We start from the raw sequence: 12572 nt of genomic DNA on the forward strand, positions 1-12572 counted from the left end.
GTTAGTCGGTTGTTTAGATGTCTTCCATTGTAAGCTTCTGAGTGTCTTTAATAAGTTGCGCTTTGAGCTTCTCATAGTCTACTCCCTGCACTGGTACGTTGTCAGCTATTGCCTGCACGGCAGCAGTGGCAGCACTCTGCCCCAGGATCATGAAAACTGGTTCCATTCTGATAGAGCCGAAGGCAATATGCGTGCTTGATACACAAACAGGCACCAGCAGGTTTTCACATTCACTGGCCTTGGGCACGATAGAACCATATGAAATGCTGTAAGGCTGTGGTGCATGGACTCCAATGTCGCCTTCGTTTTGGACAAAGCCATCTGTAGTTACGTACCGTTGAGAGTTGTGAGCATCCAGGGTGTAAGAGCCCATCCCCACTGGCTTGGGCACTACATTGTGGTTCAGCACGTCGTGCTCAGTCATTACGTGGTCTCCTATCATGCGCCTTGCTTCCCGCACGTAAATCTGATGAGGCCAGTTGCCATTGTCGGTAAATTCATCCTTTGCGAGGCCCCACTGGCTCATCTCGGTACGAACCTCCTCGGGTACATTGGGATCATTCGCCAGGTAATACATCAAGCCCTTCTGATATTTCTCGTGCTCAGCAATGATCTCCCTTCTTCTTGCATAGCTGGCCTCGGGGTAGTCATAGTTCATACCAATAAAATCTGTACTGAAAGGGCCATGATTGTTGGTGTCGGTCTTCCGATTGGGGATGGGGTCGAATTTCTGAAATGTTTCGCCCCAGCCGGCAGCATACACCCTGGCCAGCAATTCGTATTTTGACGGGTCATAGCCTTCCGGTTTGGCAAAAGGCACACGGTTGTCGGGGTGGTTGCTCAGGCACATACGGAAACAATAGGCCTGTATCTTGTGGTCGCCAGAGCCGTTAGGGCCAGGCTTGTCACTTGAAATGTAAGGAAGAAGCCCGCTTGATGGGTCTCCTGGCACCACATAAGGGTCAATATTTTCTTTAAAATAGTGGCCATGGTGAAATACACCCGCCTGCACACCATTCCATTCTTCACCATACACGCTATTGGCCTCACGACCTACGTGAAAGCTTACACCAGCGCTTGCCATCAGGTCGCCCTCATACGTGGCATCGATGAACATTTTACCTGCGAAGGTCTTTCCGCTCAAGGTTTTAAACGAAACAATTCGCCCATTTTCCTTCACCAGACCTTCCTCCCGGTTCAGCCATTCGTCCCGGTAAATCTCGATCTCATTTTCGGCTACGAAATCCTCAAATACGTTCTCGGCTGCATGTGGTTCAAAAATCCACATTGTCCGTGAATTGCCGTCTATGGCTGGAGTTCCCTGACCTTTGTTGCCGTACTCCGACTGCTGCTGCCATTTCCACGAGTCAGGTTTTTGGTAGTGCTGGTAGAGCCGGTGGTAAAACTCCCTCGACAGGCCTCCTATCACTTCTTTTCTGCCAGTGTCGGTGAATCCAAGACCGCCCGACGACAGTCCTCCGAGGTGGATATCGGGAGACACAATGATGACCGTCTTTCCCATGTTCTTGGCCTGTACGGCAGCAGTTACTGCTGCAGAGGTGCCTCCATACACGACAATGTCCGCTGAGTAAACAAGTGGATCACTTGTCGAAGATTTGTCGGGAGTGCAAGCGGAAGAGACAAGTGCAAGTGCCGCAAAGAGTGTTAGCCATTTTTTCATAGTTAGATTTTTTTAGGTTAAAGTTTTGGGGCTGATACCAATAGACAAAACAGATTTTTATGAGTATTCCAAAATGGCGTACTACAACTGAATGTCCGAAACAGCTATTCTATTCACCCAAATTCAATTTTTGCTTGTCTTTTATTAATTGCATTTTAAGCTTCTCATATCCTACTTTTTGAACCGGGACCTTCCCGTCAATGGCAAGGGATGCCAGCGTGCCAGCAGCCTGGCCCATGATCATGAATACTGGCTCCATCCGTATCGACCCAAAAGCGATATGCGAACTGGACACACATACCGGCACGAGCAGGTTTTTACACTCATTTGACTTCGGCAATATGACCCCAAGCGGTATCTCGTACGACTTGTGGGGCTCCAGAAAGTTTCCTTCATTCTGCACTTCGCCATTATAAACTACCCTTTGCACATGGTGAGAGTCGGGCCCGTACGAGGCCATCCCTATTGAATTTGGCTTAGTCACTGTTTCCTGACAGTCGGCTTGAGTGAGCACATGCTCTCCTATCATTCGTCGGGTTTCCCTAATATACATTTGCGGCGTCCAGTTGCCCGAGTCGACAAATTCGTCTTTTGGCAGTCCGTACGACAGCATTTCGTCACGCATGGTTTGTGGCAATCTTGGATCGTGGCCAAGGAAATAGAACAGACCGATGGTAAAATCGTAGTGCTCTTTCCAAATACGTTCTCTTGTGACATAATCTCCCTCCGGGTAGTCCCAATTCATTCCGTTATAGTCGGTGGAGAAAGGCGAGCCATGCCCTCCATCATTGATGTCAGTTTTAAGATTGGGGATGGCGCTGATGGTCAGCACCTGGCTGATTTTCGTAAGCTTCTTCAGCTCAATGTATCGGTATAGCAATTCATACTGCATGGAGTCATAACTTTCAGGCCTTTCTATGGGAATTTTGTTGGGTTCGAAAGTAGTAAGGCAGGTTCTGAAGTTGAATGCCTGAATTTTGTTATCTCCCTGCCCCTGCTCACCCATGGGCACGTCCTGAATGGTGGGGAGTAATTGACCGTTATCATCATAAGGGGAGATTTCCGGACCAAAAAACTGTTTGGGCTGCCTAACCTTGATGGTTGGCCCCAAGACACCCGCAAGCGGCTCGTTATAGGTATCCCGGCTTTCTCTGCCTACGTGGTAAGACACGCCAGCCAATGCCAACAGGTCGCCTTCATACGAGGCATCGATAAAGAACTTGCCCGTAAATACCTTTCCCGATTCTGTCCTTAGCGCTTTGATCTCTCCGTTCTTCTTTTGAACACCCTTTTTCAGATCAATGCGCTCATTGTAAACCACTTCTATTTTCTGCGGAGCTGAGGCTATCATTTCCAGCAGAATTTTTTGAGCCACTTCCGGTTCAAACGTCCACATAGGCCCCCCTTCAGAGATGGCATGATTGCCATTCAGCCGGTACGATGAACGGGACTGTGCTTTCCACGCTGATTCATCCTTATAATACTCATATACTCGTTGAAAGAATTCCAGCGACATACCTCCAATGGTCTCCTCATTGCCGATGTCTGACCATCCCAGGCCGCCGCTCATTGCGCCACCCAGACGGTTTCCTGGTTCGACAATCACTGCCTTTTTTCCCAAACGAGCTGCTTGAACAGCAGCAGCAACCCCAGCCGACGTTCCTCCATAGATCACCAGATCATAAGAGGGGCTCTTCTCGCCTTGCGGTGGCGGCTGATGAAAAGATGTGGCCAGAAAGAACAGAGCAAGCACACAACTAACCATTTTTAGCTTCATAGTTTTGATTTTAAGCAGGCCAATTGAAAGGAATGGAGGTAAAGGGGCGGAGCTTTATTCTGCCTCCACCCCACTTACCAACCAACCTAGTTTTTAGTAACCCGGATTTTGATCCTGTTGTGTAATAGCGGGATTGTTGTTGATTTCACTTTCAGGAATAGGCCATAGCATGCGCTGGTCAATAAATGTTTTGCCAACGGCCGCAAAAGCTTCTTTGACTTTGCCCGTGCGCTTTAAATCCCACCAGCGACGGCGCTCCAAAAGAAACTCGTAGGCACGCTCTTGTAGCACAGCCTCAACAAATTCATCTCCGCTCATTCCTGCAGGGTAGTCTACCGCTGAAGGTCCCTGTAGAGGCAGACCATATGCTCTGCGTTTAATCATGTTAAGGCGCTCTAAAGCAAGCGCTGAAGGCGTTGTTGTGGCCCTGGCAGATGCCTCAGCATAAATAAGAAAGGCCTCAGTAAACCTGTAAACAGGCACACTGTAAACACTTTGTCCTGCTTCATTGGTAATGAATTTTTTGAACAGAACTGGTGTAGTGGAAGGCAGCGGCACCCACTGACCTGACGCATTTTGGAACTCTCTGTACAGGTTGAAAGGCTTTCTTAGGTCATTGTCGTCCCAGCTGGCACCTATAAATGAGGTAGTATCAGGCAACCATGCGAAGAACCCAGAGCTGCTATAGTTGTATGGATAATTGCCTCCCATGTGGATGTAGGTAGGAATTGTTGATCCACTTATTTCTGAGTGGTGCACCGACATGATGTCCTCAGTGCTTGTTTCTGAAGCAAATATCTTATAGAAATCATCGGGCTCGCTTACCGTCACCAGAGAATATGGGCCACCTGTGATCACCTCGTCGGCTTTCTGTGCGGCAAGATCCCACTCTTCGATCGTAAGGTACACATCGGCCAGCAACATTTTTGCTGCCCATACCGAGGCCTTTCCGGTTTCATTGCCAACTTCACCAAGCGCAGCTTCGGCGGCTTTCGCATCGTCGATGATCAGTTGGTATACGACTGCTTCAGGTTCCCTGGCTGCAGACAATTCCGACAGATCAGTGCTTTCGGTGGTTTTTATTGGCACAGCACCCCAACCCCGAACCAACTCGAAATAAGCTATAGCTCTCAGAAAATGTGCTTCTGCCACGATTCGTTGTTTTGCATTGTCTGATATGTTCACTATCTGCGGCACATTGTCGAGAACAGCGTTTGCTTTGTTGATAGCGCTATACAACGTGCCCCAGTTAGATGCCGCTCTTTGAATGTTTTGCTGATTCAGTACCTGATCAACGATGGAAATTGGCGCTTGCGAACCCCTCCCATTCAAATAGTCCCCCTGCAACTCTGTCATCAGGTAGTTCGTAATGCCGTAGAAATCCGGCCCAATTGAGCTATAAGCTCCATTCAGTGCCCCTTGCGCATCTGCTTCGTTCTGGTAATAATTCGACCTTGAAACAAAGTTTTTCGGTACCTCATCCAGCATATCGCTACAAGAGAGGAGGAAAACAGATGATATTAATATGATGGCCAGGCCATTTATGTTTGATACTCTTTTCATAACAGTCAGATTTAGAAGTTGATTTGGAGACCAATTGACGTCAGCTTAGCGTTAGGATAGCTGCTTTGGTCGTGGCCCATTTCTAATCGATTTGAGACATTCTGATTGTCAACACCCTTGGTGTTAACTTCCGGATCAAGTCCTGTGTATTTGGTGAAGGTAAGCAGGTTGATACCCGACACATAAACCTGTGCCTGATCCGCCCAATTCATCCCCCAGTTCTTTACGGGAAGGTTATAGGCCAGCTTAACCGATTTCAACCTGAGGTAGCTACCCATTTCGATGAACCGATCAGAAACGTCCACTCCTGTTGCTGCACTAATTTTGGGGTACTTGGCATTTGGATCAGGATTTTCTGTAGTCCAATAGTTACCAATCAAGTCCCGAAACTGATTGCTGCCTCTCTGAAATGAGTTGAGGTGAGTGCCATTGGTGGCGTTAAAGATCTGGTTACCATACACTCCTTCGAAGAACACATTCAGATCGAAGCCCTTGTAGGTAAAATGAGAATTGATACCGTAGAAGAAATCGGGGTTAGGGTTGCCCAGGATGGTGCGGTCCAGCGAATTGATCACACCGTCTTCATTCAGGTCTTTGTACTTGATAAATCCCTGGTCAGTCAATCCATCCTCAAGATAGCCGTAAAACATTCCCAAAGGCTGCCCTACACGTGCTATGTTGGTACTTGACCAGACAGCTCCCTGACCTGCACTGAGGATATCGCTTCCGCCTGCCAGATCAATCACTTTGTTCCTGTTGAGGGAGAAACTACCAGTTACATCCCAGGTAAGATCCCGGGTTAGTATGTCTGCATTCACAGTAAATTCAAATCCCTGGTTTTGAATTTCGCCCACATTTTGCAAGATAGACCCAAACCCAACTGATGGAGGAAGCGGTACCGATGCCAGAAGATCAGTGGTATTCTTTTTATAGTAGTCTAATGTAAACCTCAACCGGTTGTCAAGCATTCCAAAGTCTACTCCCACGTCGAGTTGTGCCGTCGTTTCCCAACGGAGGTCAGGGTTTGAAATTCCGGATGGGCTGTAACCCACAGCAAACTTTTGATCAGCATAAATAGCCCTTACCGAAGACATTCTATCCAATGATTGGTAAGGAGAAAGAGCCGTGTTTCCGGTAATACCGTAGCTCGCTCTAAGTTTCAAGTCACTCACTGCCGATACGTTACTCATAAACGCCTCCTCAGAAATTCTCCACCCAATTGCTGCAGATGGAAAAACAGCCCACTTATTATTAGTACCAAAACGAGACGATCCGTCTGTTCTCATACTAACAGTAAGCAGGTACCTGTCGTCAAAAGAGTAATTGGCCCTTGCCAACCACGAAGCCAGCGTCCACTCGGAAATGCCTGAGCCCGGCGTGCCAATTGTTTCGGCCGCCCCCAGGTTGTAGTTTCGGGTGGTGTTGTTGGAAAAACCATTTACACTCACACCAAAGCTACGGTTCATGTCTGTTTGGTAGGTGTAACCAGCCACCACGCTTAGGTTATGAATATCACTAAAGGTTTTATTGTAACGTAGCGTGTTTTCATTCAAAAATGAGCTCCTATAGTAAGTGTTTTGGCTGGCGTAACCCCTGTCATTTGGGAAAATAATAGGAGAATAGTAGTCTACCAGTGTATAAGCATACTCAATACCCAAAAGGGTTTTAAAAGAAAGATCGTCAGTCAGTTTTACTTCAAAGTTCGAGTTGCCGACTACATTATTGGAGATGTTGTCTGTTTGATTTTGTGCGAAAATCATCGGATTCCTCATGTCAGCCGAGCCAAAGCTGTAGGCTTTCTCAATTTGAGTGGGCAGGCCGTTTTCGTCGTAAACTGAAAGGGTCGGGGGTGCTGAAGCAGCCGCCGAAAGCACCGTCGTTCCACGGTAACCGTTATTGTTAGGAACGGTCAATTGTTGCCGTCTTGAAATATTCAAATTCACACCAGCCTTCAACCAGTCGTTTACCTCATGATCCAGGTTTAACCTCACAGAGCCCCTTTTTGCACCGGTGTTGATCATGATTCCCTCCTGGTCAAAGTAATTACCGGAAAGGGAATACCTTGTTCTGTCGCCGCCACCGGAAAGAGCAACTGTGTGATTTTGAATAGGTGCGGCCTGAAGGACGGCATCCTGCCAGTCGGTGCCGGGGTTTTGTACAGCGTTTACATCAAAATAGGGCTGTTGTCCACCGTTCTTCAACCACTCGTTGGCAACTACGGCGTATTCCCGGGCGTTCATCAAATCGTACCTTTTCGTCGTAGTTTGCACACCATAAGAGCTATTGACCTCTATCTTCCCTTTTTGATCAGCACTACCTCTTTTTGAAGTAATGATCACCACACCATTGGCACCACGGGCGCCATAAATGGCCGTTGCGGAGGCGTCTTTCAAAATGTCGATGGACTCTATGTCGGCGGGGTTTAGGAAGTTGATGCCACCTGTCATAGGAAAACCGTCCACCACGTACAAAGGCTGGTTGCTGCCAATCATCGAATTACCACCTCTTATACGTACTTCAATTCTTCCACCGGGCTCGCCGGAGTTCTGCGTTACCTGCACACCTGCAGCACGAGCCTTGAGCGCTTGCTCTACGTTGAAAACCGGAACTGCCTGCAGCTCCTCACTTTTTACCTGCGCCACAGAGCCGGTAATGTCAGCTTTCTTCACCGCACCGTAGCCAATCACAACTATCTCCTGAAGCGCCTGTATATCCGCCTGCAATGTTATGTCGATAGTGCTTCTCCCTGCAATAGACACTTCCTGACTTTGATAGCCAACAAAAGAAACAATAAGACTCGTTGCATCATTGGGCGCCAATAAACTAAAGCCGCCGTTAATATCGCTGATAGTGCCTACTGCCGTTCCTTTCACCACTATCGTAGCGCCAGGCAATGGATCGCCATTCTCGTCAAATACCTTTCCTGATATCGGCACGTCAGCAGCGAAAACACTAATCACCTCTTCCACCTGATCGGAAGTGTCTTCCTTTTTACTGACATGAATGTTATAGTCTATTCGCCTGAAGTTCACTTTGGCTTTTTGGGAAACTTCCTCGAGAATGTCTCCAAGAGATTTGTCTGTGGCGCTGATCGAGACCTTTGAGTTGAGGTCTACCTGGTCGCTATTATAGGTGAACTTAAAATCCGTTTTTCTCTCTACGTATTTAAAGAATTGGGATACCGTTTTGTCTTGCTGATAAACGTCCAGCTTGATCTCGTATATACTCTCCTGGGCCGCAATATCTCCCGCATTGAGCAAAGAAATAAAGAACGCCTGCACAAATATTCCATATAGCATCAACCTGGACATAAGAATAATTTTCCTCAGTAGTGCATTTTTCATAATTTTAAATGTTTTAGTGAATCCGATTTTACTAAGCACCTTAACCAATACATTTAGTGGACGCCAATCAACTGGAATGAATTGATTAAGGAATGGGGGCCGGGAGTTTACTTCCGGCTCTTTCTTTTAGGGGGAGTAGGTCGTTTCGTGTTTCATAATTAATTGGTTTGTAGTTTAATGGTAATTTCTTCGTTTTCTACTGAGTAGGTGAGCTGCGAGGTATAACAGATACCCTCCAGCACTTTTTCCAGGGAGGCATTTTTGAATTCGCCGGTGTAGGTTCCCTGCAATATTTTATCAGAATCAAGCTTAATGCTTACGCCGTACCACTTCTCGAGCCGCCTGAATACTTCTTTCAGTGGGTTGTTTTTAAAATAGATGATGCCATCCTTCCAGCCGAACTCCTCCTTTTCATTAAAAGTGGTCTTGTTAAGGTTCTCGGTGTCTTTGTACAACACTCCCATCATGTCAGGATACAGCACTTCCTTTTGCCCTCTCCGGCTTTTCACCTCCACCACTCCTGAAAGCACAGATACTTTTACCGACCCTGCTTCATCGTAAGAAGAAATATTGAAAGAGGTTCCCAGCACTGTGGTGGTCAGTCCGCCAGCGTCGATAACAAATGGGCGGTTTTCGTCTTTGGTCACTTCAAAAAAAGCTTCTCCTTCCAACACCACCTTTCTTTCCCTGCCCTCAAATGGCTGGAGGTACGAAAGACTACTTCCGGCATTGAGCTTTACGATAGTGCCATCGGGCAAACCGACGGTTCTCTTCTGCCCAAGCTCGGCAGTCTTGATAACAGTGGAAGGGATCACTTGTACAACCTCAGGCTCCTTTTTTCCGGGCACCATAAAGTAAATGGCCACAGAGGCTACAATTGCCACAACGGCAGCCACCCGGAACAATTGCCTCCAGGCAAACCCGGTTCCAATCTGGTCGTTGCCCAGGTCAGCCTGCGCCCGCATAATGTTCTCCAAAATGCTGGAGCTGTCTTCTTCAGAAAGAACATGCTCGTTTTTGTAGGTGGTTGAGAGTATGATTTCTCTCGCAAGCTCAATCTGAGGTAGTTTTTCCTGGTTCTGCCTGATCCAATCCTGCCAAAACCTATCAGATTCTCTCGATGGTCTCAAAACCCAGTTCGTAAAGTACTGGTCTTGTAAAAATTGTTCGACGGTGTATTCGCTATAGTTCATTGAATGCCGATAAGTGCCCGAGCCTTACTGGTAAGCCCGCTTTGATAACCCTGGTTACAGTTATATAAAGGCAAGCACTCTCAAAATGACCATAGCATTTTTGAATATTTACACTAGAAGATAGTATAATCAAAAAACACACGATGAAACAGCAAAGAATGGTGGGTTTCTTTGCCAAATTTGCAACTTTCTACCTCTTGAAAAGACCGAGGTAAAACAGCAGGAGTGGTAGCAAATCGGATTTGTAGGGGGTTAAAAATTCTGTCATGGCAGAAATAGCCCTGTAGAGTAGTGCTCTCGCTGACTTCACTTTACCGATCTCCATCAGGTCACTTATTTCGGTATAGCTGAGCCCTTCATAAAAATACAGCAAGATGGCTTCACGCTGAGAAACCGTGAGCGCATTAATAGATTTTTCCAGAAGCATTCGCTGATTTTCGTCCAACTGGGTCTTTAGAAGCAGCAGCTCGGGTGAGATGCTAACAGCAAATGATCCCTGTTCCTGAATGTCATCAGTAACAAACAACTTGCTTTGCTTTTTGAGTGCTCGCACCAGCTTCCGGCGCAAAGACTTATACAGATAAAACTTGACCGAGGTGGTTGAGCCCAGGCTGGCTCTGCTTTTGATCAACTCTATAAAAAGATCCTGGATACAGTCTCTTACCAACTCGTGGTTTTTGGTAAACTGACAACCATAGTTGTAAATGTCTTTCGAGTACAGGGAGTAAATTTGAGACAATGCCACCTCGCTCCCCCTCTTAAAATCCTCCCACAAAGCACCTTCGTCAATACTCCCCACCCTCTCTTTTGCTTGCAACTCGGCTGTGTCAGGGAGATTGAGAAAATGTGATTTCAAGGTATTGTCCTGTGTAGGTATTGAAGACATGGCTCTAAATCTGGTGAAAAAAAATGAAATCTTCAATTCGCTGACGATCCCAAAAACAGGCATCTGAAAGTCCGAAAGGCTTTACCCTCGAAAAGAATATACCAGCGAAGCTATTGTGGACAGATGTGGCTGGAAAAACTTAAAACACCGAAAAACAATGATAAAGCATAAGCTTTCCTAATTTTAGGTTCTCTATGAAAATCGACGAAAACAAGAGCCTGCATCGCTATCACACGTTTCATCTGGATGTAAAAGCCAAATACTTCACCGAGGCCAAATCGGTTGGCGAACTAAAGGAAATTATCAGTTCAGACATCTTTAAAAGTAATTCTCATCTAATTCTTGGTGGTGGCAGCAACGTTCTGTTCACGAAAGATTTTGATGGTCTGGTGTTAAAACTTTCGTTGCCAGGGGTTCAGGTTCAAGAAGAAAGCCAGGATGAGATCGTTATAAAAGTAGGAGCTGGCGTGGTGTGGCATGAGTTGGTAATGCATTGCGTGGCGAAGGGCTGGGGAGGCATCGAAAATTTATCGCTGATCCCGGGGACGGTAGGTGCAGCACCCATGCAAAATATTGGAGCCTACGGCGTAGAGATCAAAGACGTGTTTCACAGCCTCGAAGCTGTGGAGATTGAATCGGGAAAAACCAGAACATTCAATAACAATGAATGCGAGTTTGGCTACCGGGAGAGCGTTTTCAAAAAGGCCCTAAAGGACAAGTTCATCATTACATCAGTCACTTTTGTGCTTCAAAAAGAGGCTAAAGTCAACACGACGTACGGTGCCATTAATGAGACGCTGGCAAGCTGGAATATCGAACACCCTACTATAGGCGATGTGAGCAGGGCGGTCATTCACATCCGCCAATCGAAACTTCCAAATCCTGAGGAAATTGGCAATGCAGGCAGCTTTTTCAAGAATCCAACCATTGCAAGTAAGGCTTATGAGGCACTCAAAAGCGATTACCCGGCGATTCCAGGCTATCCGCAGGAAGACGGTTCAGTGAAGGTGCCTGCCGGGTGGCTGATAGAGAAAGACGGCTGGAAAGGGAAAACTATTGGGCAAATTGGTGTGCATAAAAACCAGGCCCTGGTGCTGGTTAACTATGGAGGCGGCAAAGGGGGCGATATCTGGCAGTTGGCGCAGGAAATCCTAGCTTCGGTAAAGAAGAGATTTGGTGTTGAACTGTCGGCGGAAGTAAATATTGTTTAAGCGACAGATAGGGCGCTATTTACCCCATCTCTTCACGATATCTCCATAAGCATCAATTCGTCTGTCTCTGAAAAACGGCCAAATCCTTCGAACATCCTCTGCCCTGCCCAGGTCAACATCCAGCACCACATTTTCCGCCAGGTCCGATGGGCTCACATACAAAAACTCACCCTGAGGGCCGGCCACAAAGCTGTGTCCCCAGAAGCGGCTGCCATTCCCTACTCCGCTAAAGTCTGGCTCAAAGCCCACCCTATTCACACTCACTACCGGTAAACCGTTGGCCACGGCATGGCCTCTTTGAGAAATGATCCAGGCATCCTGCTGCCGTTTTTGTTCTTCCTTGGTGTCGTGCGGATCCCAGCCGATGGCTGTTGGGTAAATCAGCAGATCAGCCCCGGCCATGGCCATCAGCCTTGCCCCTTCCGGGTACCACTGATCCCAGCACACCAGCACACCAAGCTTTCCAACAGAGGTCTCCACTGGATTGAAGCCCATGTCACCTGGTGTGAAATAAAATTTTTCGTAATACCCCGGATCGTCAGGAATATGCATTTTGCGGTAGGTACCAGCAATGGTACCGTCCTTTTCCAGCACCACGGCAGTGTTGTGATACAGGCCTGGGGCTCTTTTTTCGAATAGTGAAGTCACTAGCACAATGCCCAGCTCCTTGGCAATGGCTCCAAACTCCTGAGTGGAGGGGCCCGGAATGCTTTCGGCCATGTCGAACCGGTTGACATCCTCCGCCTGGCAAAAGTACACACCGGTATGCAGCTCTTGCAACGCTACCAATTGCGCCCCTCTCCTGGCGCATTCTCTTATCCCGGCAATGCTCTTAGCCACATTGTCTTTCCTCACTTCGGAGCAAGACTGCTGCACATAACCAACTTTCAGTATTTTCTCTGCCATGGTTCTTCTGG

At 47.3% G+C, this 12572-nt stretch carries 8 protein-coding genes; 1 reads left to right on the forward strand and 7 read right to left on the reverse strand.

Features of this window, described 5'->3' with window-relative positions; genetic code table 11:
• Positions 1–13: 13 nt before the first annotated feature.
• From RT717_RS13505 to RT717_RS13530, 6 genes are all read right to left on the reverse strand, one after another.
• The gene (locus RT717_RS13505) at positions 14–1681 is read right to left on the reverse strand and encodes an FAD-dependent oxidoreductase (RefSeq protein ID WP_317492266.1); all 1668 of its coding nucleotides are present in this window, start codon (positions 1679–1681) and stop codon (positions 14–16) included.
• 109 nt (positions 1682–1790) lie between these two features.
• A complete protein-coding gene (locus RT717_RS13510) occupies positions 1791–3458 on the reverse strand; it encodes an FAD-dependent oxidoreductase (RefSeq protein WP_317492267.1) in 1668 nt (555 codons plus the stop codon).
• Between the two features lie 93 nt (positions 3459–3551).
• Entirely contained in the window at positions 3552–5021 is a 1470-nt protein-coding gene (locus tag RT717_RS13515) for a RagB/SusD family nutrient uptake outer membrane protein (protein WP_317492268.1), read from the reverse strand.
• Positions 5022–5032: 11 nt separating this feature from the next.
• A complete protein-coding gene (locus RT717_RS13520) occupies positions 5033–8365 on the reverse strand; it encodes a SusC/RagA family TonB-linked outer membrane protein (RefSeq protein WP_317492269.1) in 3333 nt (1110 codons plus the stop codon).
• Between the two features lie 158 nt (positions 8366–8523).
• Positions 8524–9558 carry a FecR family protein gene (locus tag RT717_RS13525; RefSeq protein ID WP_317492270.1) on the reverse strand — a complete coding sequence of 345 codons (1035 nt, stop codon included), beginning with the start codon at positions 9556–9558 and terminating at the stop codon, positions 8524–8526.
• 190 nt (positions 9559–9748) lie between these two features.
• Positions 9749–10444, reverse strand: a complete 696-nt coding sequence (locus RT717_RS13530; protein ID WP_317492271.1) for an RNA polymerase sigma factor — start codon at positions 10442–10444, stop codon at positions 9749–9751.
• 194 nt (positions 10445–10638) lie between these two features.
• On the opposite strand from RT717_RS13530, the gene murB reads away from it, so the two are divergent.
• Entirely contained in the window at positions 10639–11655 is a 1017-nt protein-coding gene (gene murB / locus RT717_RS13535) for a UDP-N-acetylmuramate dehydrogenase (RefSeq protein WP_317492272.1), read from the forward strand.
• A 15-nt stretch (positions 11656–11670) separates the two neighbouring features.
• Here murB and RT717_RS13540 read toward each other — a convergent pair whose 3' ends face one another.
• On the reverse strand, positions 11671–12561 hold the full coding sequence (locus RT717_RS13540) for a carbon-nitrogen hydrolase (protein ID WP_317492273.1): 891 nt from the start codon (positions 12559–12561) through the stop codon (positions 11671–11673).
• Positions 12562–12572 lie beyond the last annotated feature (11 nt).

Source organism: Imperialibacter roseus (genome assembly GCF_032999765.1).
GTDB lineage: Bacteria > Bacteroidota > Bacteroidia > Cytophagales > Cyclobacteriaceae > Imperialibacter > Imperialibacter roseus.

Coding starts and splice junctions, on each gene's coding strand:
- murB (WP_317492272.1), top strand. CDS start 10,639: ATGAAAATCGACGAAAACAAGAGCCTGCATCGCTATCACACGTTTCAT.
- RT717_RS13505 (WP_317492266.1), bottom strand. CDS start 1,681: ATGAAAAAATGGCTAACACTCTTTGCGGCACTTGCACTTGTCTCTTCC.
- RT717_RS13525 (WP_317492270.1), bottom strand. CDS start 9,558: ATGAACTATAGCGAATACACCGTCGAACAATTTTTACAAGACCAGTAC.
- RT717_RS13515 (WP_317492268.1), bottom strand. CDS start 5,021: ATGAAAAGAGTATCAAACATAAATGGCCTGGCCATCATATTAATATCA.
- RT717_RS13510 (WP_317492267.1), bottom strand. CDS start 3,458: ATGAAGCTAAAAATGGTTAGTTGTGTGCTTGCTCTGTTCTTTCTGGCC.
- RT717_RS13530 (WP_317492271.1), bottom strand. CDS start 10,444: ATGTCTTCAATACCTACACAGGACAATACCTTGAAATCACATTTTCTC.
- RT717_RS13540 (WP_317492273.1), bottom strand. CDS start 12,561: ATGGCAGAGAAAATACTGAAAGTTGGTTATGTGCAGCAGTCTTGCTCC.
- RT717_RS13520 (WP_317492269.1), bottom strand. CDS start 8,365: ATGAAAAATGCACTACTGAGGAAAATTATTCTTATGTCCAGGTTGATG.